The sequence below is a fragment of the Pseudomonas sp. HS6-2 genome, assembly GCF_049325675.2.
In the GTDB taxonomy this organism is placed as follows: Bacteria; Pseudomonadota; Gammaproteobacteria; order Pseudomonadales; family Pseudomonadaceae; genus Aquipseudomonas; species Aquipseudomonas putida_N.
Map to the genome: position 1 here is coordinate 1,278,847 of NZ_CM143906.1, position 24,500 is coordinate 1,303,346.

General features: G+C 64.0%; 19 protein-coding genes. 5 read left to right on the top strand and 14 right to left on the bottom strand.

What is annotated here, in order from left to right; all coding sequences use genetic code 11:
- Positions 1-3,066, top strand: a complete 3,066-nt coding sequence (locus ACOKS3_RS05895) for an efflux RND transporter permease subunit (protein ID WP_103445417.1) — start codon at positions 1-3, stop codon at positions 3,064-3,066.
- Positions 3,067-3,186: 120 nt separating this feature from the next.
- Here the strand turns inward: ACOKS3_RS05895 and ACOKS3_RS05900 are convergent, their stop codons facing one another.
- The 3 genes from ACOKS3_RS05900 to plsB all read right to left on the bottom strand — a co-directional run bounded on the left by ACOKS3_RS05900 (position 3,187) and on the right by plsB (position 6,869).
- Entirely contained in the window at positions 3,187-3,873 is a 687-nt protein-coding gene (locus ACOKS3_RS05900; RefSeq protein WP_103445416.1) for a DUF4197 domain-containing protein, read from the bottom strand.
- A gap of 32 nt (positions 3,874-3,905) precedes the next feature.
- Positions 3,906-4,304, bottom strand: coding sequence for a YbaY family lipoprotein (locus tag ACOKS3_RS05905; protein ID WP_103445415.1), 399 nt, complete (start codon positions 4,302-4,304; stop codon positions 3,906-3,908).
- Positions 4,305-4,382: 78 nt separating this feature from the next.
- Positions 4,383-6,869 carry a glycerol-3-phosphate 1-O-acyltransferase PlsB gene (plsB, locus tag ACOKS3_RS05910; protein ID WP_103445414.1) on the bottom strand — a complete coding sequence of 829 codons (2,487 nt, stop codon included), beginning with the start codon at positions 6,867-6,869 and terminating at the stop codon, positions 4,383-4,385.
- A gap of 231 nt (positions 6,870-7,100) precedes the next feature.
- Between plsB and ACOKS3_RS05915 the strand changes: the two genes are divergently transcribed.
- A complete protein-coding gene (locus tag ACOKS3_RS05915) occupies positions 7,101-7,310 on the top strand; it encodes a cold-shock protein (protein ID WP_003252255.1) in 210 nt (69 codons plus the stop codon).
- 118 nt (positions 7,311-7,428) lie between these two features.
- Here the strand turns inward: ACOKS3_RS05915 and ACOKS3_RS05920 are convergent, their stop codons facing one another.
- From ACOKS3_RS05920 to ACOKS3_RS05935, 4 genes are all read right to left on the bottom strand, one after another.
- Positions 7,429-7,806, bottom strand: a complete 378-nt coding sequence (locus ACOKS3_RS05920; RefSeq protein ID WP_085673285.1) for a hypothetical protein — start codon at positions 7,804-7,806, stop codon at positions 7,429-7,431.
- A gap of 17 nt (positions 7,807-7,823) precedes the next feature.
- Complete coding sequence (locus tag ACOKS3_RS05925; protein ID WP_103445413.1) at positions 7,824-8,636, bottom strand: putative RNA methyltransferase; 813 nt, start codon at positions 8,634-8,636, stop codon at positions 7,824-7,826.
- Positions 8,636-9,787, bottom strand: a complete 1,152-nt coding sequence (gene dapE / locus ACOKS3_RS05930) for a succinyl-diaminopimelate desuccinylase (protein ID WP_422763482.1) — start codon at positions 9,785-9,787, stop codon at positions 8,636-8,638. Before dapE ends, ACOKS3_RS05925 begins: the two co-directional genes overlap by 1 nt.
- A gap of 95 nt (positions 9,788-9,882) precedes the next feature.
- On the bottom strand, positions 9,883-12,474 hold the full coding sequence (locus ACOKS3_RS05935) for a glycosyltransferase (protein WP_422763481.1): 2,592 nt from the start codon (positions 12,472-12,474) through the stop codon (positions 9,883-9,885).
- 132 nt (positions 12,475-12,606) lie between these two features.
- Here ACOKS3_RS05935 and tcdA point away from each other — a divergent pair, with 132 nt between their 5' ends.
- Entirely contained in the window at positions 12,607-13,416 is an 810-nt protein-coding gene (gene tcdA / locus ACOKS3_RS05940) for a tRNA cyclic N6-threonylcarbamoyladenosine(37) synthase TcdA (RefSeq protein ID WP_103445410.1), read from the top strand.
- Between the two features lie 55 nt (positions 13,417-13,471).
- On the opposite strand, the gene ACOKS3_RS05945 is transcribed toward tcdA, so the two are convergent.
- From ACOKS3_RS05945 to ACOKS3_RS05960, 4 genes are all read right to left on the bottom strand, one after another.
- Positions 13,472-13,882, bottom strand: coding sequence for a SufE family protein (locus ACOKS3_RS05945; protein ID WP_103445409.1), 411 nt, complete (start codon positions 13,880-13,882; stop codon positions 13,472-13,474).
- A complete protein-coding gene (locus ACOKS3_RS05950; protein WP_103446224.1) occupies positions 13,879-15,084 on the bottom strand; it encodes a cysteine desulfurase in 1,206 nt (401 codons plus the stop codon). Before ACOKS3_RS05950 ends, ACOKS3_RS05945 begins: the two co-directional genes overlap by 4 nt.
- Before the next feature lie 82 nt (positions 15,085-15,166).
- Positions 15,167-16,201, bottom strand: coding sequence for a 2,3,4,5-tetrahydropyridine-2,6-dicarboxylate N-succinyltransferase (dapD, locus tag ACOKS3_RS05955; protein ID WP_085673271.1), 1,035 nt, complete (start codon positions 16,199-16,201; stop codon positions 15,167-15,169).
- A 31-nt stretch (positions 16,202-16,232) separates the two neighbouring features.
- Complete coding sequence (locus ACOKS3_RS05960) at positions 16,233-16,580, bottom strand: ArsC family reductase (protein ID WP_103445408.1); 348 nt, start codon at positions 16,578-16,580, stop codon at positions 16,233-16,235.
- Between the two features lie 314 nt (positions 16,581-16,894).
- Between ACOKS3_RS05960 and ACOKS3_RS05965 the strand changes: the two genes are divergently transcribed.
- On the top strand, positions 16,895-18,541 hold the full coding sequence (locus ACOKS3_RS05965) for a Na+/H+ antiporter (RefSeq protein WP_103445336.1): 1,647 nt from the start codon (positions 16,895-16,897) through the stop codon (positions 18,539-18,541).
- Between the two features lie 105 nt (positions 18,542-18,646).
- On the opposite strand, the gene dapC is transcribed toward ACOKS3_RS05965, so the two are convergent.
- From dapC to map, 3 genes are read right to left on the bottom strand one after another with little or no spacing between them, the layout of a single operon-like run.
- On the bottom strand, positions 18,647-19,843 hold the full coding sequence (dapC, locus tag ACOKS3_RS05970; RefSeq protein ID WP_422763480.1) for a succinyldiaminopimelate transaminase: 1,197 nt from the start codon (positions 19,841-19,843) through the stop codon (positions 18,647-18,649).
- 30 nt (positions 19,844-19,873) lie between these two features.
- Positions 19,874-22,576: a [protein-PII] uridylyltransferase gene (locus tag ACOKS3_RS05975; protein WP_103445334.1), complete on the bottom strand. Its 2,703-nt coding sequence runs from the start codon at positions 22,574-22,576 to the stop codon at positions 19,874-19,876.
- Positions 22,577-22,615: 39 nt separating this feature from the next.
- Positions 22,616-23,398 (bottom strand): type I methionyl aminopeptidase, encoded by a 783-nt coding sequence (gene map, locus ACOKS3_RS05980; protein WP_025337973.1) that lies wholly within the window; start codon positions 23,396-23,398, stop codon positions 22,616-22,618.
- Positions 23,399-23,744: 346 nt separating this feature from the next.
- Between map and rpsB the strand changes: the two genes are divergently transcribed.
- Positions 23,745-24,482, top strand: coding sequence for a 30S ribosomal protein S2 (gene rpsB / locus ACOKS3_RS05985; protein ID WP_027920037.1), 738 nt, complete (start codon positions 23,745-23,747; stop codon positions 24,480-24,482).
- Positions 24,483-24,500 lie beyond the last annotated feature (18 nt).

A 24,500-nucleotide genomic window follows, 5' to 3' on the forward strand; every position in this document is an offset into this window, starting at 1 on the left:
ATGGGTTTCAACCTTTCCGCATGGGCGTTGCGTAACCGCCAGATCGTGCTGTTCCTGATGATTCTGCTGGCTGCCATCGGCGCCATGTCCTACACCAAGTTGGGGCAGAGTGAAGACCCACCGTTCACCTTCAAGGCCATGGTCATTCGTACCCTGTGGCCAGGGGCCACCGCCGAGGAAGTATCGCGCCAGGTGACAGAGCGCATCGAGAAGAAGCTGATGGAGACCGGCGAGTACGAGAGGATCGTCTCGTTCTCGCGCCCGGGTGAGTCGCAGGTGACCTTCATGGCCCGCGACTCGTTGCACTCCAAGGACATCCCCGAGCTGTGGTACCAGATTCGCAAGAAAGTCGCGGACATCCGCCACACCTTGCCGCCGGAGATCCAGGGGCCGTTCTTCAACGACGAATTCGGTACCACCTTCGGCAATATCTACGCATTGAGTGGCGCCGGGTTCGACTATGCGGTGCTCAAGGACTACGCCGACCGTATCCAGATCCAGCTGCAGCGGGTCAAGGACGTGGGCAAGGTCGAGCTGATCGGCCTGCAGGACGAAAAGATCTGGATCGAGCTGTCCAACCTCAAGCTGGCCACCCTCGGGGTGCCGCTGGAGGCGGTGCAGCAGGCATTGCGTGAGCAGAACGCGGTCAGCACCGCCGGCTTCTTCGAAACCCCCAGCGAGCGCCTGCAACTGCGAGTGAGCGGGCGCTTCGACAGCGTTGATGAGATCCGTCAGTTCCCGATCCGGGTAGGCGACCGCACCTTCCGTATCGGCGATGTGGCCGAGGTGCACCGTGGCTTCAACGACCCGCCTGCACCGCGCATGCGCTTCATGGGCGAGGACGCCATTGGCCTGGCAGTGTCGATGAAGGACGGCGGCGACATCCTGGTACTCGGTAAAGCCCTGGAAGGCGAGTTCGAACGCCTGGCGCGCAGCTTGCCGGCCGGCATGGAGCTGCGCAAGGTCTCCGACCAGCCGGCGGCGGTCAAGGCCGGGGTCGGCGAGTTCGTCCAGGTGCTGGTCGAGGCACTGGTGATCGTGTTGCTGGTGAGCTTCTTCTCCCTCGGCCTGCGCACCGGCCTGGTGGTGGCGTTGGCCATTCCGTTGGTGCTGGCGATGACCTTCGCCACCATGCATTATTTTGGTATCGGCCTGCACAAGATCTCGCTTGGCGCGCTGGTGCTGGCGCTGGGCCTGCTGGTGGATGACGCGATCATTGCCGTGGAGATGATGGCGATCAAGATGGAGCAGGGCTACGACCGCCTCAAGGCCGCCAGCTACGCCTGGACCAGTACGGCGTTCCCGATGCTCACCGGTACGCTGATCACGGCGGCGGGCTTCCTTCCGATCGCCACGGCGGCCTCGAGCACCGGTGAATACACCCGCTCGATCTTCCAGGTGGTGACCATCGCACTGCTGACCTCGTGGGTCGCGGCGGTGGTCTTCGTACCTTACCTGGGCGAACGGCTGTTGCCGGACCTGGCCAAGCTGCATGCCGCCCGCCATGGCAAGGACGGGCATGCCCCTGATCCGTACGGCACGCCGTTCTATCAGCGCGTACGGCGTGTGGTGGAGTGGTGCGTGCGGCGTCGCAAGACGGTGATCCTGCTGACCATTGCCGCCTTTGTCGGCAGCATTCTGCTGTTCCGTTTCGTGCCCCAGCAGTTCTTCCCGGCCTCGGGGCGCCCGGAGCTGATGGTCGACCTGAAGCTTGCCGAAGGCGCCTCGCTGGCCAATACCGCCGAGCGGGTCAAGCAAGTGGAAGCGCTGCTCAAGCAGCAGGACGGCATCGACAACTACGTAGCCTACGTGGGTACCGGTTCGCCGCGCTTCTACTTGCCGCTGGACCAGCAGCTGCCAGCCGCCAGCTTTGCCCAGTTCGTGGTACTGGCCAAGTCGATGGAAGACCGCGAGCGTTTGCGTAGCTGGCTGATCAGCACTGTCGACCAGCAGTTTCCCGACCTGCGTGCCCGCGTGACGCGCCTGGAGAACGGCCCGCCCGTGGGCTACCCGGTGCAGTTCCGGGTCACCGGCGAACATATCGAGAAAGCCCGTGCCCTGGCCCGCGAAGTGGCGGACAAGGTGCGCGAGAACCCGCATGTGGTCAACGTGCACCTGGACTGGGAAGAACCGAGCAAGGCGGTGTTCCTGGAGATTGATCAGGACCGCGCACGTGCCCTGGGCGTGAGCACCGCACAGCTGTCGAGCTTCCTGCAGAGCTCGCTGACCGGCACCACGGTCAGCCAGTACCGCGAGGACAACGAACTGATCGAGATCCTCTTGCGCGGCACCCAGCAGGAGCGTGGCGAGCTGGGCAACCTCGGCAGCCTGGCGCTGCCCACCAACAATGGCCAGAGCGTGGCACTGTCGCAAGTGGCCACGCTGGAATACGGCTTCGAGGAAGGCATCATCTGGCACCGCAACCGCCTGCCGACGGTGACCGTACGTGCCGACATTTATGACAAGGAGCAGCCGGCGACGTTGGTGAAGCAGATCCTGCCGACCTTGCAGGAGATCAAGGCCAGGCTGCCGGACGGCTACCTGCTGGAAGTGGGCGGCACGGTTGAGGACTCAGAGCGCGGACAGAAGTCGGTGAACGCCGGCATGCCACTGTTCATCGTAGTGGTGCTGAGCCTGCTGATGATCCAGCTGCGCAGCTTCTCGCGCACGGTGATGGTGTTCCTCACCGCGCCGTTGGGGCTGATTGGCGTGACCTTGTTCCTGCTGGTGTTCCGCCAGCCGTTCGGCTTCGTCGCCATGCTCGGCACCATTGCCCTGGCGGGGATGATCATGCGCAACTCGGTGATCCTGGTGGACCAGATCGAGCAGGATATCGCTTCCGGGCTGGACCGCTGGCAGGCGATCATCGAGGCCACGGTGCGGCGCTTCCGGCCGATCGTGCTGACCGCGCTGGCGGCGGTGCTGGCGATGATTCCGTTGTCGCGGAGTGTGTTCTACGGGCCGATGGCGGTGGCGATCATGGGCGGGTTGATTGTGGCCACGGCGTTGACCTTGCTGTTCCTGCCGGCGTTGTATGCGGCGTGGTTCAGGGTGAAGAAAGGGTAAAGATCGCGGGGGAGGGCTTTGCCCTCCATTCGCGGGACAAGCCCGCTCCTACAGACGATCGAGTTTCCCTGTAGGAGCGGGCTTGCCCCGCGAATGGGCTGCAAAGCAGCCCCAGAGGCTTCAGAGCGCGCCGAAGACCTTCTTGGCCAGGCTGGTAGCTGCCTGCGCCGGGTTCTGGCGAATGCTCTCTTCCTGCTTGGCAATCATCTCGAACAGGCCATCCAGCGCCTTCTCGGTCACGTAGTTCTCTATGTTGGCGTCATCCTTGATCAGCCCCAGGCCCTTGGCCTGACCGGCAAAGGCATTGTATTGCTGGGCGACACCGACCTTGTCGGTAGCCTGCTTGACGATCGGCAAGAACTTGGCGCGGATCTGCTCGCGGCTGCTCTTGTTCAGGTACTGGGTGGCCGAATCGCCACCGCCGCTGAGGATGCCCTTGGCATCGGTCACGGTCATCTTCTTCACGGCATCCACCAGAATCGCCTGGGCTTGCGGCATGGCAGCTTCGGCGGCCTTGTTCATGCTGGTTTCCAAGGCGTCGACTTGGTCGCCCTTGCCGAACATCTTCATGGCCTTGGCAGCTTTGCCGAGGTTGCCCGGCAGCTCGATGCGCACATCGGGGTTGTTGCTGAAGCCGCCTGGCGTGCTCAACTGCTTGACGGCTATCTGCGCACCCTGGGTGAGGGCGTCCTTCAGGCCGCCGGTGGCGTCGGACTGGCTCAGGTCGCCAAGCGACAGGGCCAGGGCACTGGCCGACAGCAGCAGGCCGGCGCACAGGGTAGAGAAGCGCAGGGAGGCGCGAATCATGGGTATTTCCTTATTGATGAAGTGGGGCGGGCTCAGCGCACCGGGTCGACTTTGACCCTAACTGGCTGCTGGTCGCTGCCGTCGAGGGTAACGCCGTGGTGTTCGGTGTTGATGAACAGCAGCTTGCCATCCAGCTCGATCCGCGCGCTGACCGCGTAGCGGTGGCCGGGCTTGACCTGGGCCGGGTCGTAGGTGAGGTGGAACGGTAGCGGCACGTTGCCTTTGACCGGGCCGGCCTGGCGGGCCAGGGTCACGGCGGGGGCGTCCATCAGCGAGACATCCTGCAACTCGACGCTCAAGGTGGCGGCAGGCGGCAGGGCGATGCGCTGCAGGTAGAAGACTTCGCCATCCAGGCTGGCCTGGGTGGAGGGGGTTTGGCTGGAACAGGCTGCGAGCAGGGATGCGCAACACAGCATAAAGAGCTTTTTCATGGAGTCTCCGGTGTGTCCTTGGAGCTGGCTTGTGGCCAACCCCAGGGACTTTAGCGGATTTTCCCGGCAGATGTGGCCTCAAATGGTCGCAGTGGTCAGTGAGTCATCGCGGTGCAATGCCACCTGGCGGATCGACAGGCGCAGTTCGGCCGACAGCACTCGCTTAGCTACGCCCTCGGCCAAATCGCCGAGCTTGTCGTGATAGCCCAGCTTGCCATTGCTATCCGGGCGGAGCACGCCTTGTTCGATCAGGGTCTGGATGAAGTGGCGGAACAAGGTCTTGTCGAAGAATTCCGGTGCGTTGAGGCCATGCAGGATCGACAGGCGCTGGGCCATCATCACGCACAGGTCTTCCAGTGCTTCGGCGCTCAGGGTGTTCTGACCGCTGTTGAGCAGCAGTGACGTGGCCATGTAGAAGCGCTGCAAGGTCTGGGTGATGGTGCGGGCGAGCAGGGTCAGCAGCACGAACTGGCGTGAGCTGGGCGCCGGGCGCATGTACAAATCGTTCTCGTGGCGCAGCAGGCCTTGCTCGACCAACGCTGCCAGCCACTGGTCGATCACTTCATCCAGTTGTTCCGGCGTCCAGCGCAGGAACAATTCGGCCTGCAGGTACGGATACAGCGCATGCACATACTGCCCGAGCAGTTCGCGGCTCATCCGCGAGCTGCTGAGGAAGAAGCTTGCCAGTAGCGCAGGCAGGGCGAAGATGTGCAGGACATTGTTGCGGTAATAGGTCATCAGTACCGCGTTGGCTTCATCCAGATAAAGGATGCGGCCCAAGGCGTCCTTTTGTTCTGCCAGCAGGTCCATGCCGCGGACATGCTCGATCAAAGCCTGGCCGTCGCCTTCGGGCAAGGTGGTGTGCGCAGAGTAAGGCACCTGGCGCAGCAAGGCCAGGTACAGGTCCAGCACGCGGGTCAGGGCACGTTCGTCCAGCGCCAGGCGGCTGGTAGAGAGCAGTGCCAGGGCTACCAGGTTGACCGGGTTGACCGCCGCCGCCTCGTTCAGGTGGCGGGCCACGGTTTCGCCAAGGCGGGTGGTGGTCTCGTTGAGCCAGGCCGGGCGGAACTGCGGGCCCAGTTCCTGCTCGCGCCAGCCAGGTTGCTGCTTATCGAGAAAGCCGGCCAGGCGGATTGGCTCGCCGAAGTTGACGTACACCTGGCCGAAGCGCTGCTTCAGTGCGCCGAAGACCTTGAAGATGTCGAAGATCGACTCCTTCTTCTTGCTCGCCCCGCGCAGTTCGCCGAGGTAGGTACGGCCTTCCAGCACGCGCTCGTAGCCGATGTATACCGGCACGAACACGATCGGTGTGCGCGACGAGCGCAGGAAGCTGCGCAGGGTGATTGCCAGCATCCCGGTGCGCGGCTGCAGCATGCGCCCGGTGCGCGAGCGGCCACCTTCGACGAAGTACTCCACCGGAAAACCCTTGGTGAACAGGGTGTGCAGGTACTCGTTGAACACCGCCGTGTACAGCGGGTTGCCCTTGAACGTACGGCGCATGAAGAAGGCGCCGCCACGGCGCAGCAGGCCGCCGATCACCGGCATGTTGAGGTTGATCCCGGCGGCGATGTGCGGCGGCGTCAGGCCATTGCGGAACAGCAGATACGACAGCAGCAGGTAGTCGATGTGGCTGCGGTGGCAGGGCACGTAGATCACTTCGTGGCCTGGGGCGATGCCTTGCACCTGCTCGACGTGGTTGACTTTGATGCCGTCGTAGATCTTGTTCCAGAACCAGCTCAGCACCACTTCGAGGAAGCGGATTGCGGTATAGGTGTAGTCCGAGGCGATCTCGTTGCCGTAGCGCAGCGCCTGGGCTTCGGCCTTGGCCACGGGCATGTTTTCGCGCTGCGCTTCCTCGGCGATGGCCTGGCGGACCAGCGGCGCATGCACCAGGCCCTTGACCAGGTTGCGCCGGTGCGAGATGTCCGGGCCGATCACCGCGGTCTTGAGGTTGCGAAAGTGCACGCGCATCAGGCGCTGGGCCATGCGCACGGTGCGCTCGTGGCCCTTGTTGTGCTGCACCAGTTCGCGCAGGTGGATCGGCGCGGAGAACTGCACGCGGGTCTTGCGCCCGAGGATCAGCACGGTCAGCAGCCGGCGCAGGCGCCCGGTCACGGCCCAGCTGTCGGCAAACAGCAGCTTCCACGGGCTGTTTTCACTGGCCGGTGTCTGCCCCCAGAACACACTGACCGGAATGATCTGGGCGTCTTCCTCTGCGTGATGGCTGATGGCGGCGACCAGGCGCTCCAGGGTCGGCGGGGCACCGCGCTTGTCGTGGCGGCCGAGCCAGTCCGGGTCCGGGGTCAGGTAAAAGAATGCGGCAGGCTCGTGCAGCGAACCGACGGCCACCGGCAGCACCGGGCGCGGCAGCCCCGCTTTGGTGCATTCACGGTCGACCACCGCCAGGTCGGTGAGCGATGGCGAGGGCAGGGCATAGAAGACCGGGCGGCTGCGGTCGAGCTTGAGGGTCAGGGACGACTGGTTGATGGTCTCGGAGCGCACCCACAGGTACATCAGGCGACGCAGGACGCCGAAGATCAGGCGGCGCAGGGGGGAACGGGTCATGGGGTGAGTGCCCTGGGAATGAATTTCAGAGAATAGACAGCCATTTAGTCTGCCGTATCGGCGCAAGTTCAGCAAAATTAGGTAAATAGCGCGACGGTCATGAAATTTTTTTGTTCTGTGTCATATACTCGGCCTGCCACTTGCAGGATATTTCGGCAAGCGGCGTCGACATAGGGAGGACACCCTGTGTCTACAAGGCGATCTTCACAATAAAAATCCGGAGTAGTTCAGATGTCGTCTCGTGAGACTGGGAATGTTAAGTGGTTCAACGATGCCAAAGGTTATGGCTTCATTCAGCGCGAAGGTGGTGCGGATGTCTTCGTCCACTATCGGGCGATCCGCGGTGAGGGGCATCGTACCCTGGTCGAAGGGCAGCGGGTGGAATACGCCTGCGTGCAGGGCCAGAAAGGCCTGCAAGCCGAGGACGTCGTAGGCCTCTGAGCCCCAGGCTGTACAAGCTTGTAGGAGCGGGCTTGCCCCGCGAACACCGGCGCAGCCGGTGCCAGTCACCGCGGTGTCTGCTTCGCGGGACAAGCCCGCTCCTACAGAGAAGAAAAGGTCAGCTAGTACGCCAGGTGATTTCCTCTTCACCGTCGGCGCTGATGCGGATCCAGCGATCGGCATCTTCTTCACCGTCTTCCTCGACCCAGCCACCCGGCGCGCAACGCACTTCGACGTTCAGCGCGGCGAACGCGGCGCGGGCGCAGGCGACGTCATCGGCCCATGGGGTCTGGTCGCTTTCCAGGTAGAGGCTGTTCCATTTCCCTACAGCCTTGGGTAACCAGGTGACCGGAATGTTACCGGCCTGGCATTTGAAGGTCTGGCCTTTCTGCTTCCATTCGCTGCACGGGCCGATTGCCTGGCTGAGCCACTCGGCAATCTGCTTGTGGTCGACGTCGGCGTCTTTCAGGTAGATCTCAATATCGGGTTGGCGCATAAGGGCTCCGGGTGTGCTCAATGCTGGCGCACGAAATAGTCATAACGCATGGAAACCGTCACCTCTAACGGCTCGGCCTGCTCGATCACCCGGGCGCGCTTCTCGGCGCTGGCGCGCCAGCCGTGCGGGGTCATCGCCAGCAGGTCGGCACGGGCCTTGGGGGCGGCCAGGCTCAGGCGGAACTCGAGGGTTTCGCTGTGGGCGTGGGCCATGCCTTCAGGCACCAGGGCCAGGTGCTTGTCGTCAGCGTAGGGGCGCACTTCATCGTAGAGCACTTCGCGTAGCTCCATCAGGTGGCCGCTGGTCGGGCCCACGCGCATCAGGCCGCCACCGGGGCTGAGCAGGCGCTTGGCCTCGTCCCAGTCCAGTGGGCTGAACACGCTGGCGATGAACTGGCAGCTGGCATCGGCCAATGGCACGCGGGCCATGCTGGCGACCATCCAGGTGACGTCGGGTGCCCGACGGCAGGCGCGCTTGACCGCCTCGCGGGAAATGTCCAGGGCATAGCCATCGGCGGCCGGCAGGGCCTGGGCGATCTGGGCGGTGTAGTAGCCCTCACCGCAACCGATGTCCAGCCAGGCGCCGGGCTGACGCTCGGCGGCCAGCTCCGCCAGGCGGCGGGCCACCGGGGCGTAGTGGCCGGCGTCGAGGAAGTCGCGGCGGGCTTCGACCATGGCCTGGTTGTCGCCCGGGTCGCGGCTGTTCTTGTGCTGCACTGGCAGCAGGTTCAGGTAACCCTGGCGGGCGCGGTCGAAGCGGTGGCCGGCCGGGCACACCACGCCATTGTCGAGCCGCGACAGGGCTGCCTGGCAGAGGGGGCAGGCGAGCATCAGGCGAGCAACCGGACCAGGGTCTGGTAGTAGATTTCGGTCAGCAGGTCGAGATCGCTGGCCAGGATCCGCTCATCGACCTGGTGTATGGTGGCGTTGACCGGGCCAAGCTCGACCACCTGGGTGCCCATGGTGGCGATGAAACGGCCATCGGAAGTGCCGCCGCTGGTCGATGGCTGGGTGTCGCGGCCAGTAACGCCCTTGATGCTGGCCGCCACTGCGTCGAGCAGGTCGCCCGGTTCGGTGAGGAAGGGCAGGCCCGACAGCGCCCAGTCGACCGACCAGTCCAGCTCATGCTTGTCGAGGATCGCCGAAACTCGCGCCTGCAGGCCTTCGACGGTCGATTCGGTGGAGAAGCGGAAGTTGAACAGTGCGGTCAGCTCGCCCGGGACCACGTTGGTGGCGCCGGTGCCGGAGTTGAGGTTGGAGATCTGGAAGCTGGTCGGCGGGAAGAACGCGTTGCCTTCGTCCCAGTGCTCGGCAGCCAGCTCCGCCAGGGCCGGGGCGGCCAGGTGGATCGGGTTGCGCGCCAGGTGCGGATAGGCCACGTGGCCTTGTTTGCCGCGCACGGTCAGCTTGGCGCCGAGCGAGCCGCGACGGCCGTTCTTGACCACGTCACCGAGCAGGGTGGTGCTCGACGGCTCGCCGACGATGCACCAGTCCAGGCGCTCGTTGCGCGCTTTCAGGCGCTCGACCACGGCCTTGGTGCCGTGGTGGGCCGGGCCTTCCTCGTCGCTGGTGATCAGGAAGGCGACCTTGCCGCGGTGGTTCGGGTAGTCCTGCACGAAGCGTTCGCTGGCGATCACCATCGACGCCAGGCTGCCTTTCATGTCGGCGGCGCCACGGCCGCAGAGCATGCCGTCGGCGTCGATCAGTGCTTCGAACGGCTCGTGCTGCCACTGCTGCACCGGGCCGGTGGGAACTACGTCGGTATGGCCGGCGAAGCACAGCACCGGGCCTTCCTGTGTACCGTGGGTGGCCCAGAAGTTATCGACGTCTTCAAAGCGCATCGGCTCCAGCTGGAAGCCCACGGCACCCAGGCGGTTCATCATCTGCGCCTGGCAGTCGGCATCGACGGGGGTGACCGAGGGGCGACGGATCAGGTCGCAGGCCAGTTGAAGGGTAGGCGAGAGCTCGGCAGGGGCCGTCATGGGGGACTCCGGGGCAAGGCAAGGCGGGGAAATCTGAGGGCGTTATCTTATATCAAACCGTCAGGCCAATGGGGCGCAATGCGCCCCAAAAAATCTCAAGCCTGCTGCGGCTCGGCGGCCTTCTCCGCAGGCTTGGGCAGCGACGACAGGAACGCCATAACCAACGCCGCCACATATGGCAACGACTGCACCAGCAACATCGCGACCCAGAAGCGCATGTCCGAACTCGGCAGCCCCTGCACCAGGAAGATGCCCAGTGCCGCGCCCCACAACATCAACATGATGAACAGCTCTTCCCGGGCTTCGGAAATCGCCACCAGCAAGCCATGGCTGTCGGCATTCTTCGGTGTGCGGAAGAACGGCATGCTGCTGGTGAAGAACCCGTACAACACCGCCTTGGCGATAGTGTGCGACAACGCCAGCCCCGCCAGTGCCGCAGCAAAGGCATCCTTGAGGTTCACCCCCACCGCGCGGCGGTAGAGGAAGATGATCTTGCCGACCTTGAAAAAGAACAGCGCCAGCGGTGGGATGGCGAAGATCATCAGCGGCGGGTCGACCCGGTGCGGCACGATGATCATCGCCGCCGACCACAGCAGGGCACCGACGGTGAAGAAGATGTTCATGCCATCGGCAACCCACGGCAGCCAGCCGGCCAGGAAGTGGTAGCGCTGGCCACGGGTCAGTTCGCTTCCTTTGCCGCGCAGCAGGGCGCTGGCGTGGTGCTTGATGATCTGGATGGCGCCATAGGCCCAGCGGAAGCGCTGCTTCTTGAAGTCGATGAACGTGTCCGGCATCAGGCCCTTGCCGTAGCTGTTGTGCGAATAGGCGGCCGACAGGCCTTTCTCGAATACCCGCAGGCCCAGCTCGGCGTCTTCGCAGATGCACCATTCGGCCCAGCCCAGCTCTTCCAGCACGCTGCGCCGGGTCATGGTCATGGTGCCGTGCTGGATGATCGCGTCACGGTCGTTGCGGGTAACCATGCCGATGTGGAAGAAGCCCTTGTATTCGCTGTAGCAGAGCTTCTTGAAGGCACTTTCGTGCTGGTCGCGGTAGTCCTGTGGCGACTGCACCACGGCGATCTTCGGGTCGGCGAAGTGCGGCACCATGTGCTTGAGCCAGTTGCGGTCGACGCAGTAGTCCGAGTCGATCACCGCGATCACTTCGGCGTCCTTGGCAGTGTGCGGGATCAGGTAGTTCAGCGCGCCGCCCTTGAAACCGGCCAGGGGCGCGACGTGGAAGAACTTGAAGCGCTCGCCGAGCTTCTCGCAGTGGGCCTTGAGTGGCTCCCACACGGCCGGGTCCTTGGTGTTGTTGTCGATCACCAGGACTTCATAGTCCGGGTAGTCCAGTGCGGCGAGGGCGTCGAGGGTCTGCTTGACCATCTCCGGCGGCTCGTTGTAGCACGGCACATGCACCGAAACTTTCGGCCGGTAGGCGCTATCGCCTTGCACCGGCAGGAATTCACGCCGGCGCTTGTGAATCCACACCGCCTCAGCCAGCTCGTGGGCCTCGGTCATCAGCACGATGAACACGCCCAGCGCACCGAGCGCAAGCAGCACGCCGACAGTCAGGCTGAACCAGGTGCTGTATTGCTGGCTATAGTCGTAGGCGATCCACACCAGCACCGACCCGCACAGGAAGGTGATGAACGTGAGGAAGGTGCGGCCGCGCTGGCGCAGGGCCGAACCGTCGATCAGCAGCACGGCCAGGGCGATCATCGCCAGGACCACCGAGGCCACCGCCAGTGCCCGCCACTGCGGGATCGCCACCACTGGCCCCTCGAAGTTGAACTTCTGCTGGCGCTCGGCGTTGTACACGCCCCAGTAGGCGCCTACCGAGCCTTCGTCGTTGGCCTTCCACGGCTGGTCATAGGCCTCGATGACGAAGTAGTTGTAGCCTCGGCGGTTGAGGGTGTTGACCAAGGTGCGCAGGTAGATCGCCTGGTCGGCCTGGGTGGCGTCGGCGCCGCCGCGCATACGGCCGTTGCTTGGCCAGCCGACTTCCGACAGCAGCAGCGGCTTGTGCGAGAACTGGTGGCGCAGCTCGCGGGCGCGGTCGAGGACGAACTGCACCGAGTCTTTCATCGGCACGAATTCCCAGTACGGCAGGATGTGCGCAGCGATCAGGTCGACGTGCTTGGCCAGTTCCGGGTGTTCCTTCCAGATGTGCCACTGCTCGCTGGTGGTGACCGGCACCTTGACGGCGGCACGGACACGATCAAGGTACTGGATCAGCTCTTCGGGCGTGACCTCTTCGCGGAACAGCGCTTCGTTGCCGACCACCACCCGCACCACGCTGCGTGAGTGGTTGGCCAGCTCGATGCCTTTTTCGATCTCGCGTTCGTTGCGCTCCAGGTCTTTGCTGATCCAGATGCCCAGGGTCACCCGCAGGCCGAATTCCTCGGCCAGCCGCGGGATCTCGGCCTGGGTGCCCTCGACGGTATAGATGCGGATGTTGTCGGTGAGCTTGTTCATCTGCTCCAGGTCCTGGCGTATCTCGTCATCGCTGGGGTACTGGCCCTTTTGCGGACTTTCCCCAAGGCGGAACGGCGAATACGAGAAACCGGAGATCTGTTCCGGCCAGGCAGGTGCGGAGACTGGGCGATTGATCAACGCCCAGAACCCGGTAAACAGCGCGGCGATGGCCAGGACCACCACCAGGTTGAGGCCGAATTTGCGAGATGACATTGTGGTCCGTTTCTGTCCAAGTGATAGGACATTAAAGCAGCAATGGTAGGGTGTTTCCTAACGATGGAGGTCAGAGCGGCCGCTGGCCTATAATGCGCGCCGTTTTTCGGGCATGAGTTTCGGGGTAGCAACATGAGCACAGAAGATCCACGCTTTGCCGGCGTTGCCCGGTTGTACGGCGACGAGGGCCTGCAACGGCTGAACAACGCCCATGTGGCGGTTGTCGGCATTGGCGGGGTCGGCTCGTGGGCGGCCGAAGCCCTGGCGCGCAGCGGCGTGGGCGAAATCACCCTGTTCGACCTGGACGATGTCTGCGTCAGTAATACCAACCGCCAGGCCCATGCCCTGGAAGGCCAGGTCGGGCGGCCCAAGGTCGAGGTGATGGCCGAGCGCCTGCGGGCGATCAATCCGGCGATCACGGTGCACGCGGTGGCGGATTTCGTCACCCGCGAGACCATGGCCGAGTACATCATCGAGGAGATGGATGCGGTGATCGACTGCATCGACAGCGTGATGGCCAAGGCGGCGCTGATCGCCTGGTGCCGGCGACGCAAGATCGCCATCGTCACCACCGGTGGGGCGGGCGGGCAGATCGACCCGACGCAGATCCAGGTCGGCGACCTCAACAAGACCTTCAACGACCCGCTGGCCTCGCGGGTACGCTCGACCCTGCGCCGGGACTACAACTTCTCGCGCAATACCAGCCGCAACTATGGCGTGCCGTGTGTGTTCTCCAGCGAGCAGCTGCGTTATCCGAAGGGTGATGGCAGTGTCTGCCTGCAAAAGAGCTTTGTCGGTGAAGGTGTGCGCCTGGACTGTGCGGGGGGCTTTGGTGCGGTGATGATGGTGACCGCGACGTTCGGCATGGTCGCGGCGAGCAAGGCCATTGAGAAGCTGGTGGCGGGGGCGCGGCGGCCCTCGGAGCGGGTCAGACCCGAATAATGGTGTTGGCTTCTTCGCGGGGCAAGCCCGCCCCCGCGAAGCAGGCACCGCCGATTCAGCAGGTGGACGCCAACTCCGTCATCCGCAACAACACCGCATGCAGCCCGTTGCTGCGCGATGGCGACAGTTGCCGCTCCAGCCCCAGCTGGGCGAACCACTCGCGTAGATCCAGTCCGGCCAGTTCCGCAGTCGCCAACCCTTCAATCCGCGCCAGCAGCAGCGCCAGCAGCCCGCGCAACAACCGCGCATCGCTGCTCGCCTTGAAGCGCCATTGACCGGCGTGCTGTTCCGCCACCAGCCACACCAGGCTCTCACAGCCATGCACCCGGTTGCTCTCGGACTTTTCCTCCTCGCTCAACGGCTCCAGCCGATCACCCCATTGCATCAGCAGCCGCGCCCGCTGTTCCCAGCCGCGCGCCTGCTCGAAGCTTTCCAGCGCTTCCCGGGCTGGCAAAGGCAACGTCATTGCAACAACTCCAGTCCTTGGTCCAACGCCGTGAAGAACCGTTGCAGGTCGTCACTGTCGTTGTACAGCCCCAGCGACACGCGAATCGCCCCCTCCAGCCCCAGCCTCTTGAGCAGCGGCATGGCGCAGTGATGCCCGGCGCGCACGGCAATACCTTGCTCGGTCAGCATATGGGCGATGTCGGCGTTGTGTACGCCTTCGATGACGAAGCTGGCCAAGGCCGCTTGTGGTGTGCCCAGGACGCGCACGCCTTCCCGGTCGGCCAGGCCGCGCAGCAGGTGCTGGTGCAGGCTGGCTTCGTGGGCCTCGACGGCATGGCGGTCGAGACTGGCCAGATAGTCCAGCGTCGCGCCCAGCCCGATGACCCCGGCGATCGGCGGCGTGCCGGCTTCGAAGCCCAGCGGTGCGGGGCGGAAGCTGGCGTTCTGGTAGTCGGCCAGTTGGACCATTTCACCGCCGAACTGCCAGTGGCGCAGCAGCTCCAGTGCCTGAGTGCGACCGTACAGCACGCCGACACCTTCCGGCCCATACAGCTTGTGGCTTGAAAATACGTAGAAGTCGCAGCCCAGCTGCTGCACATCATGGCGGCCATGGACCACGCCTTGGGCGCCATCGACCACGGTCAGCGCACCTTGTGCTTGGGCGTGGGCCAGCAGTGCAGGCAGAGGTTGCCAGGTGCCGAGCACGTTGGATAGCTGGCTGACGGCGAGCACACGGGTGCGCGGGCCGATCAGCTGCAGTGCCTGATCCAGGTCGATACGGCCATGATTGTCCAGCGGCAATACCACCAGGCGCAGGTCGCGCCGGCGGGCCAGTTGCTGCCAGGGCAGCAGGTTGGCATGGTGCTCCAGGGCGCTGATGGCAATCTCGTCGCCTGCTTCGAAACGGTGTTCCAGGCCATAGGCCAGCAGGTTCAGCGCCGAGGTGGCGCCATGGGTGAAGACGATCTGCCGTGAATCAGCGGCATTGAGCCAGGCAGCCACCTTGTCGCGGCTGGTCTCGAAGGCCTGGGTCGCCAGCGCGCCGGGCAGGTGCTGGGCGCGGTGCACGTTGGCGGCGCCATGGCCGTAGTAATGGCTCAGGGCATCAAGCAACGCCTGGGGCTTCTGGGTGGTCGCGGCGCTGTCCAGGTAGCTCTGGTGCTGCCGTTGCAGGGCGGCGATGGCAGGGAAATCGGCGCGCCAGGGGGAGGGCTGGAACATGTTCGCGGGGCCTGGAATGAAGATCGGGTCTGGCACCATTGGCGCCAGACCCGATCTTAACACTTCAAACCGCCAAGGGTTCTCAGTTGTGGGCGTGCAGCGCCTCATTCAGCTCGATGGCCGACTTGTGGGTCTTGCACTCCACGGCGCCGTTCAGCGAGTTGCGGCGGAACAGCAGGTCGGTCTGGCCGGCCAGGTCGCGGGCCTTGACCACTTTCACCAGCTCGTTGTTCTCGTCCAGCAGGTTCACCTTGGTGCCAGCGGTGATGTACAGGCCGGCTTCGACGGTGTTGCGGTCACCCAGTGGGATGCCGATACCGGCGTTGGCGCCGATCAGGCAGCCTTCGCCGACCTTGATGACGATGTTGCCGCCACCGGACAGGGTGCCCATGGTCGAGCAGCCGCCGCCCAGGTCCGAGCCCTTGCCGACGAATACGCCAGCGGAAACGCGGCCTTCGATCATGCCTGGGCCTTCGGTGCCAGCGTTAAAGTTGACGAAGCCTTCGTGCATGATGGTGGTGCCTTCGCCGATGTAGGCACCCAGGCGTACACGGGCGGTGTCGGCGATACGCACGCCGGCCGGGACCACGTAGTCGGTCATCTTCGGGAACTTGTCCACCGAGAACACTTCCAGCAGCTCACCCTTCAGGCGCGCTTCCAGTTGCAGTTCGGCCAGTTCGCTCAGGTCGACAGCGCCCTGGTTGGTCCAGGCCACGTTCGGCAGCAGTGGGAAGATGCCCGCCAGGCTCAGGCCGTGCGGCTTGACCAGCCGGTGCGACAGCAGGTGCAGCTTGAGGTAGGCCTCCGGGGTCGAAGCCAGCGCGGCATCTTCGGCCAGCAGGGTGGCGACCAGCGGCTTGTGGCTCTCGGCCAGGCGGGTCAGCAGGGCAGCCTGGGCGGCGTCGACGCCTTTCACGGCTTCGGCCAGCTGGGCGGCCTGGGCGTTGCTGAAGGCGATGGCCTGGTTGCCGCCTTCGTAGCCAAGGATCGGCGCTACTGCGGCGACCAGCTCGGCGCTCGGGTTGAGCAGGGGTTGTGCGTAGAACACTTCCAGCCAGGTGCCCTGGCGGTTCTGGGAGCCGACACCGAAGGCCAGGCTGAACAGGGTATTGGACATGTGATTACCTCGTGCGAAATAGGGTGGGGGCTCAGGCCAGCGCGGCGGCGTACAGGTCTGGCTTGAAGCCGACCAGGGTGCGCTCGCCAAGGTCGAGCACCGGGCGCTTGATCATCGACGGTTGGGCGTGCATCAGTTCGACGGCCTTGGCCTGGTCGAGGTCGGCCTTGCTGGCGTCGTCGAGCTTGCGGAAGGTGGTGCCGGCACGGTTGAGGATGACTTCCCAGCCGTGTTCGTCGCACCAGCGGTTCAGGCTGTCGCGGTCGATGCCTTGGGTCTTGTAGTCGTGGAATTCGTAGGCGATGGCTTTGTCGTCGAGCCAGGTACGCGCCTTTTTCATGGTGTCACAGGCTTTGATGCCATAGAGCGTGTAGGTCATTGTGTGCATTGAGGCCACAGGCTGCCCCAATCTCTCCATTTCCGAATGTCAGTCGCGGGATTATGCGGGAACGATTGGGTGAGCGCCACGGGGTGTGCATGTCTTGGGTCGTTTGGCGCTCGATGTCAGCAGCCCCACAGCATTCAATGCATGTTCCTACATGCTCGCCGGGTATCATCGTGTTACATATTCATCGGTCACCTGCGACTATCGTGCAGCGGTCTCATTTCACCAGACCCCGCTAACATATTGTTTCAATGGCGATCTCTCGCCCCCCCGCTGTCGTTTTTGGTTCACAAAGGAAGCCTTCACGGATGCAGTCCGCCTACACCGTCCTCATCCTGCTGACGCTGGTAAGCGTGTCGAAACTGGTCGGGCGCATGATCCCGTTGCCGTTGCCATTGGTGCAGATCGCCGCCGGTGCGCTGCTGGCCTGGCCGACCTTGGGCCTGCATGTGGCCCTGGACCCCGAGTTGTTCCTGTTCCTGTTCCTGCCGCCACTGTTGTTCGCCGATGGCTGGCGCATCCCCAAGCGTGAGTTATGGCGCATCCGCGGCCCGGTAGTGGCGCTGGCCGTGGGGCTGGTGCTGTTCACCGTGGTTGGCGCCGGTTACTTCATTCACTGGCTGCTGCCGAGCATTCCGCTGCCGGTGGCCTTTGCCCTGGCCGCCGTGCTGTCGCCCACCGACGCCGTGGCGGTGTCGGCCATCACCCAGGATCGCCTGCCGACCCCGCTGATGCACATGCTGCAGGGCGAGGCATTGATGAATGATGCCTCGGGCCTGGTGACCTTCAAGTTCGCCCTGGCCGCCGCGATTACCGGGGCGTTCTCGCTGGCCGATGCCAGCTTCAGCTTCGTGCTGGTCGCCCTCGGCGGCCTGGCCGTGGGTGTGGCCCTGAGCTGGCTGATCGGCCGCTTGCGCGCCTGGATGATCGCCCGTGGCTGGGATGACCCGGCCACCCACGTGGTGTTCATGCTGCTGTTGCCGTTCGCCGCCTATGTACTGGCCGAGCGCCTGGGTGTATCGGGCATCCTCTCGGCGGTGGCCGCCGGCATGATGCAGAGCTGGCTCGACCTGTTGCCGCGCCAGACCAGCACGCGCCTGCTCAACCGCAGCGTCTGGTCGTTGCTGGAGTTCGCCTTCAACGGGCTGATCTTCTTGCTGCTGGGCCTGCAGTTGCCGGACATCATCAAGGCCGTGGTCAGCCATGAACCCACGATCTGGCCGACCTTGGCCTGGCGGTGCCTCGATGTGCTGGCGATCTTCGCCGCGCTGATCCTGTTGCGGTTTGTCTGGGTGCAGAGCATCTGGCGGGCAATTGGCGTGGTGCGGCGCTGGCGCGGTAAGCCAGCGCTGGTGCTGATGCCCACGGCGCGCTCGTGCTGGCTGCTGACTCTGGGTGGGGTACGCGGCGCGGTAACCCTGGCCGGTGTGATGTCGGTGCCTTTGTTGATTGGCGCAGGCCAGGCCTTCCCCGAGCGCGACCTGCTGATATTCATCGCGGCAGGCGTCATCCTGCTGTCACTGGTCAGTGCCTGCATTGCCTTGCCATTCCTGCTGCGCGGCATCGTCAAAAGCCCTGATGAGCGCCTGCATCAGGAAGTGCAGGACGCCTGGAGGCGCACGGTGGAGGCGGCGATCCATGCGCTGGAGGCGGAGGAGGTGATCGATGCCAGTGCGCCTCAGGATGCGGCACAGGCGACCTTGGCCACCGAGCTGAAGGCGCGCCTGATGGCTGAGTATCGGGATGAGCTGGACAGCTACAACGATACGGCCGAGGCACGAGCGCTGGCCGAACAGATGGACTTGCTGGAGCGGCGCTTGCGTTTGCGGGCGCTACGGGCGCAGCGACTGGAGCTGTATAACTTGCATCGCCAGCATCTGGTGGGCGATGAGGTAGTGCGGCAGGTGCTGGGGGAGCTGGATTTGAGTGAGGCGAACCTGGGGCAGGTCAGGTAGATCTGCTTATGGCCATTCGCGGGGCAAGCCCGCTTCTACAGAAAGGCCGATCCGCTGTGGGAGCGGGTTTACCCGCGAATGGGGCGCAAAGCGCCCCCGGGCCAATCAGCGGCTTTGCAGGAAAGCGCGAATCCGCTCGGCCGCCTCGATGCACTCGGCCAGCGGTGCAACCAGCGCCATGCGCACGCGGCCGGCCCCTGGGTTCACACCGTTGACTTCACGCGACAGGTACGACCCCGGCACCACCGTCACATGCTGGGCCTCGAACAGGTCACGGGTGAACTCGGCATCACCGCCCGGTACCTTGGCCCACAGGTAGAAGCTGCCATCCGGACGCTGCACGTCGAGCACCGGTTGCAGGATGTCGAGTACGGCATCGTATTTGGCCCGGTACTGGTCACGGTTATCGCGCACATGCGCCTCGTCCTGCCAGGCGGCGATGCTGGCCAGCTGGGTCTGAACCGGCATGGCGCAGCCGTGGTAGGTGCGGTACAGCAGGAACGGCTTGATGATCTCGGCGTCGCCGGCGACGAAGCCCGAACGCAAGCCTGGCAAGTTGGAACGCTTGGACAGGCTGTGGAACACCACGCAGCGCGCAAAATCGCTGCGGCCGAGCTCGGCACAGGCGCTCAGCAGGCCCGGTGGCGGTGCGTCTTCGTCGAAGTACAGCTCGCTGTAGCATTCATCGGCGGCGATTACGAAGTCGTGCTCGTCGGCCAAGGCAATCAGTTTCTTCAGGGTGTCCATCGGCACCAGGGCGCCGGTGGGGTTGCCTGGCGAGCACAGGAACAGGATCTGGCAGCGTTTCCAGACCTCGGCCGGTACGGCATCGAAGTCCGGGTTGAAACCGTTGTCTTCCAGGCACGGCAGGTAATGCGGGGTGGCACCGGCCAGCAGGGCCGCGCCTTCGTAGATCTGGTAGAACGGGTTGGGGCTGACCACCAGGCCTTCATCGGCACGGTTGACCACGGCCTGGGTGAAGGCGAACAGCGCCTCGCGGGTACCATTGACCGGCAGGATGTGGCGGTCGGCATCCAGCCAGCCGGCCGGCACGCCGAAGCGGCGTTCGCACCACTGGCCGATGGCCTGGCGCAAGGCCGGCAGGCCGAGGGTACTTGGGTACACCGCCAGCTTGTCGAGGTTGTCGGCCATGGCCTGGGCGACGAACGCCGGCGATTCGTGCTTCGGCTCACCGATCGACAGGGCGATGGCGCGTTTGTCCGCCGCAGGCTTCACGGTGCCCAGCAGGGCGCGCAGTTTCTCGAACGGGTAAGGCTGAAGCTGGGTCAAGGCATGGTTCATCGGCGCAAGGTCTCGTCAATCGTCTAATCGTTAAAAAGTCACGCGGGTCGGGCTGGCATCGCTGGCCTGGCCGGCCTGCAACTGCTGCACGATAGCCTCCTGCAGGCGGCTGCACAGCTGCGGGTCGGACAGTGGCTGGTTGTCGGCATCGGTGATGAAGAACACGTCTTCCACCCGCTCGCCGAGGGTGGCGATCTTGGCGTTCTGCAGCGACAGGTCGAACTCCAGGAAAATCCGCCCGAGCCGTGCCAACAGGCCGGGGCGGTCCGGCGCGGTGATCTCGAGGATGGTCACCGGGCGCTGGGCATCGTTGAGGATGGTCACCTGTGGCGGGAAGTTGAAGTGCTTGAGCTGGCGCGGCACCCGGCGCTGGATGATGGTCGGGTAGTCCTCGGGGTTGCGCAGCGCTTCGGTCAGTCCGTCGCGGATCTGCTTGACCCGCTGCGGATTGTCGCCGATCGAACCGCCATCGTTGTCGAGCACGATGTAGGTGTCGAGGGTGAACTGGCTGCTCGAGGTGATGATCCGCGCATCATGGATGTTCAGGTTCAGCTGCGACATGGCGGCCACGGTCACGGCGAAGAAATCGTGCTGGTCGGGCGCGTAGATGAAGATTTGCGTGCCGCCTTCGAACTCGCGCTGGGTGGTTTCCTTGATCAGCACCAGCGGCCCGCCATCGGCCGGTTGCTGGAGGATGGCGTCGCTATGCCAGGCAACGTCGGCGGCGTTGTGCTTGAGGAAGTAGTCATCGCCCAGCTGCGACCACAGCTGCTCGACGTCGTCCGGGTCGGTGCCCTCGCGCACGAGGATGTCCAGCGCGGCCGACTGGGTCTGGCGGATCTGTTCCTCGCGGTCCAGGGGATTCTCCAGGCCGCGGCGCAGGGCGCGCTTGGTCTCGGTGTAGAGCTGGCGCAGCAGGCTGGCGCGCCACGAGTTCCACAGGCTGGGGTTGGTGGCGTTGATGTCGGCCACGGTCAGCACGTAGAGGTAATCCAGGCGCGTCTCGTCGCCCACATGCAAGGCGAAATCGTTGATCACCTGCGGGTCGGACAGGTCCTTGCGCTGGGCGGTGGTCGACATCACCAGGTGATTCTGCACCAGCCAGACGATCAGCCGACTGTCCCAGGCCGGCAACTGGTGGCGTTCGCAGAATTTCTGCGCATCCACCGCGCCGATCTCGGAGTGATCGCCCTGACGGCCCTTGCCGATGTCGTGGTACAGGCCGGCCAGGTAGATCAGCTCGGGCTTGGGCAGGCGGCCCATGAGCTTGCTGGCCAGCGGGAATTTCTCGGACACCGGCGTGTACTGCAGCTTGCGCAGGTGCTTGATGAGGTTGAGGGTGTGGGCATCGACCGTGTAGATATGGAACAGGTCGTGCTGCATTTGCCCGACGATAAGGCCGAACTCCGGCAGGTAGCGGCCGAGGATGCCGTAGCGGTTCATCCGCCGCAGGTTGCGGTGGATGCCGATTTCGCACTTGAACAGCTCGATGAACAGGCTGGTGTTGCGGATATCCTTACGGAAAGTGTCGTCGATCAGGTGCCTGTGTTCGCGCAGCAGGCGCACGGTGTCGGCGCGTACGCCCTTGATCTCCGGGTGCTGGGCCATCAGCACGAAGATCTCCAGCATGGCGAACGGGGTGCGCTTGAACACATTCGGGCTGACCGCTTCGATATAGCCGTCGTGCAGGCGGAAGCGCGCATTCAAAGGTTGCGTGGTGCCGCTGTCGTCATCGGCGAGGATGACTTCTTCGAAGTGCTGGATGATCAGGTCGCACAACTGGCTGATGCTCATCACCACCCGGTAGTACCGCTGCATGAACTGTTCGATGGCGCGCTTGGGGTTTTCGTCGCTGTAGCCGAGCAACGCGGCGATGCTGCGCTGGTGGTCGAACAGCAGGCGGTCTTCGGCGCGGCCGGCGAGCATGTGCAGGGCGTAGCGCACCTGCCACAAAAAATCCTGGGACGAGGCCAGCAGTTCGTTCTCGCTTTCCAGCAGGAAGCCTTCGCCGGCCAGGGCGTGCAGGTTCAGCGTGCCGTACTGGCGGCGGGCCACCCAGAGCACCGTCTGGATGTCGCGCAGGCCACCGGGCGAGCCTTTGACGTTGGGCTCGAGGTTGTACTCGGTGTCGTTGTACTTGTGGTGGCGGGCCTTGAGTTCGGCGCGCTTGGCCAGGAAGAACTCCTTGCTCGGCCACAGGTGCTCGGTGCCGGTGGCGTCGAGCATGCGCTGGCGCAACGCTTCGGGGCCGGCAATGGTGCGGCTTTCCATCAGGTTGGTGATCACCGTCAGGTCGGCGCGGGCCTGCTCGACGCATTCATCGATGCTGCGCACGCTCTGGCCCACTTCCAGGCCGATGTCCCAGAGCAGGGTAAGAAAGCGCTCGATAGCGTCGCGGTACTGTTCATGCTCGGCGGCACCCAGCAGGATCAGCAGGTCGATGTCCGAGTGCGGGTGCAGTTCGCCGCGGCCATAGCCGCCAACCGCTACCAGGGCGATACCGTTCGGGTCGCCCCAGTCGAATTGGTTCCAGGCCTGTTGCAGGATATTGTCGACGAGCCAGGCGCGGGCTTCGATCAGCGGGCGGATTTCGCAGCCTGTGCGAAAACGCTTGTCGAGCACCTCGCCGGCCTGGCGGATGGCTTTCTTGAAGGCGGCGATGGGGCTCGCCTTGAGGGCCAGTTCCGCCTGGAACTGGCCGCGGTCGAACAGCTCGGGGTCCACCTGGGGCATCGCGTCGCGTTCCTGTCTGGGAGGTTGCCTTGGGTGCAATCAGGCCGAGGTGCGCGGGATGGTGTCGTCCTTGCGCAGGGTGAAGATCTCGTAGCCGGTCGCCGTCACCACCAGGGTGTGCTCCCACTGGGCCGAGAGCTTGCGGTCCTTGGTGATGGCGGTCCAGCCGTCGCCCAGCACCTTGGTGTCGGCCTTGCCCTGGTTGATCATCGGCTCGATGGTGAAGGTCATGCCTTCCTTGAGCTCCATGCCGGTGCCAGCGCGGCCGTAATGGAGGATCTGTGGCTCTTCATGGAACACCTTGCCGATGCCATGGCCGCAGAACTCGCGCACCACGGAGAAACCGTTCTTCTCGGCGTGCTTCTGGATGACTTCACCGATGTCACCCAGGCGGCAGCCCGGCTTGACCAGCTCGATGGCCTTGTACATGCATTCCTGGGTGACCTTGGACAGGCGCTCGGCCCAGACCGGTACGGTACCGACGTGGAACATGCGGCTGGTATCGCCGTGGTAGCCGTCCTTGATCACGGTGACGTCGATGTTGAGCGTGTCACCGTCCTTGAGCGGCTTGTCGTTGGGGATGCCGTGGCAGACCACATGGTTGATAGAGGTGCAGATCGACTTCGGGTAGCCCTTGTAGTTGAGGGGCGCCGGGATGGCCTGCTGGACGTTGACGATATAGTCGTGGCACAGGCGGTCGAGCTCTTCGGTGGTGACACCGGGCTTGACGTGTTCCTCGATCATTTCCAGCACGTCGGCGGCCAGGCGGCCGGCGATGCGCATCTTCTCGATGTCTTCTGCAGTCTTGATGGTGACGGTCATTACAGGCTCTCTACAGCGCCGCATGCGGCGCGAACAAACGGGAAAGGCCGGATTCTAGCAGAGCAGGGCGGCATTCTGTCGGGATAAAGGCGGCCATGCTGCTGTCTATAGGAGGCATTCTGGCCTGTTTGCCCAGGTGCTGCAAAAACGGCTGACGGACGCAACCTGATCCGGGTTCCGTTCGCTCGCGGTCTGTGGTATAAAATGCGCCGCTTTCGGGGACGACCCCGTAAGCATTAAACCCACACACGTGTCGACACGATGACCTGGGTGCCCCGATTCTCCGGAAGCGCGGGTTGGTCATTGGGATACGTGGAGGCCCAACCCGACTTATCAAGGAACTATCATGTCCCAAGTCAACATGCGCGATATGCTGAAGGCCGGTGTGCACTTCGGCCACCAGACCCGTTACTGGAACCCGAAAATGGGCAAGTACATTTTCGGCGCGCGTAACAAGATCCACATCATCAACCTGGAAAAAACCCTGCCGATGTTCAACGACGCTCTGTCGTTCGTAGAGCGCCTGGCCCAGGGCAAGAACAAGATCCTGTTCGTCGGCACCAAGCGTTCCGCAGGCAAGATCGTAGCTGAGCAAGCTGCTCGCGCTGGTTCGCCATACGTTGATCACCGTTGGTTGGGCGGCATGCTGACCAACTACAAGACCATCCGTGCTTCGATCAAGCGTCTGCGCGACCTGGAAACCCAGGCCGAAGATGGCACCTTCGCCAAGCTGACCAAGAAAGAAGCCCTGATGCGTTCGCGCGATCTGGAAAAGCTGGACCGCAGCCTGGGTGGTATCAAGGACATGGGCGGCCTGCCTGATGCCCTGTTCGTGATCGACGTTGACCACGAGCGCATTGCTATCACCGAAGCCAACAAGCTGGGCATCCCGGTTATCGGCGTTGTCGATACCAACAGCAGCCCAGAAGGCGTTGACTTCGTTATCCCAGGTAACGATGACGCCATCCGCGCTATCGAGCTGTACATGACTTCGATGGCTGACGCCGTCATCCGCGGCCGCAACAACGTTGCCGGCGGCACTGAAGTCTACGCTGAAGAAGCGGCTGCACCTGCTGCTGAGTAATAGGCGCTAGCGTCTACT

What these genes read in the sequence shown, in the direction of transcription:
- ACOKS3_RS05895 (WP_103445417.1), top strand. Translation starts at nt 1, where the DNA reads ATGGGTTTCAACCTTTCCGCATGGGCGTTGCGTAACCGCCAGATCGTG.
- ACOKS3_RS05900 (WP_103445416.1), bottom strand. Translation starts at nt 3,873, where the DNA reads ATGATTCGCGCCTCCCTGCGCTTCTCTACCCTGTGCGCCGGCCTGCTG.
- ACOKS3_RS05905 (WP_103445415.1), bottom strand. Translation starts at nt 4,304, where the DNA reads ATGAAAAAGCTCTTTATGCTGTGTTGCGCATCCCTGCTCGCAGCCTGT.
- plsB (WP_103445414.1), bottom strand. Translation starts at nt 6,869, where the DNA reads ATGACCCGTTCCCCCCTGCGCCGCCTGATCTTCGGCGTCCTGCGTCGC.
- ACOKS3_RS05915 (WP_003252255.1), top strand. Translation starts at nt 7,101, where the DNA reads ATGTCGTCTCGTGAGACTGGGAATGTTAAGTGGTTCAACGATGCCAAA.
- ACOKS3_RS05920 (WP_085673285.1), bottom strand. Translation starts at nt 7,806, where the DNA reads ATGCGCCAACCCGATATTGAGATCTACCTGAAAGACGCCGACGTCGAC.
- ACOKS3_RS05925 (WP_103445413.1), bottom strand. Translation starts at nt 8,636, where the DNA reads ATGCTCGCCTGCCCCCTCTGCCAGGCAGCCCTGTCGCGGCTCGACAAT.
- dapE (WP_422763482.1), bottom strand. Translation starts at nt 9,787, where the DNA reads ATGACGGCCCCTGCCGAGCTCTCGCCTACCCTTCAACTGGCCTGCGAC.
- ACOKS3_RS05935 (WP_422763481.1), bottom strand. Translation starts at nt 12,474, where the DNA reads ATGTCATCTCGCAAATTCGGCCTCAACCTGGTGGTGGTCCTGGCCATC.
- tcdA (WP_103445410.1), top strand. Translation starts at nt 12,607, where the DNA reads ATGAGCACAGAAGATCCACGCTTTGCCGGCGTTGCCCGGTTGTACGGC.
- ACOKS3_RS05945 (WP_103445409.1), bottom strand. Translation starts at nt 13,882, where the DNA reads ATGACGTTGCCTTTGCCAGCCCGGGAAGCGCTGGAAAGCTTCGAGCAG.
- ACOKS3_RS05950 (WP_103446224.1), bottom strand. Translation starts at nt 15,084, where the DNA reads ATGTTCCAGCCCTCCCCCTGGCGCGCCGATTTCCCTGCCATCGCCGCC.
- dapD (WP_085673271.1), bottom strand. Translation starts at nt 16,201, where the DNA reads ATGTCCAATACCCTGTTCAGCCTGGCCTTCGGTGTCGGCTCCCAGAAC.
- ACOKS3_RS05960 (WP_103445408.1), bottom strand. Translation starts at nt 16,580, where the DNA reads ATGACCTACACGCTCTATGGCATCAAAGCCTGTGACACCATGAAAAAG.
- ACOKS3_RS05965 (WP_103445336.1), top strand. Translation starts at nt 16,895, where the DNA reads ATGCAGTCCGCCTACACCGTCCTCATCCTGCTGACGCTGGTAAGCGTG.
- dapC (WP_422763480.1), bottom strand. Translation starts at nt 19,843, where the DNA reads ATGAACCATGCCTTGACCCAGCTTCAGCCTTACCCGTTCGAGAAACTG.
- ACOKS3_RS05975 (WP_103445334.1), bottom strand. Translation starts at nt 22,576, where the DNA reads ATGCCCCAGGTGGACCCCGAGCTGTTCGACCGCGGCCAGTTCCAGGCG.
- map (WP_025337973.1), bottom strand. Translation starts at nt 23,398, where the DNA reads ATGACCGTCACCATCAAGACTGCAGAAGACATCGAGAAGATGCGCATC.
- rpsB (WP_027920037.1), top strand. Translation starts at nt 23,745, where the DNA reads ATGTCCCAAGTCAACATGCGCGATATGCTGAAGGCCGGTGTGCACTTC.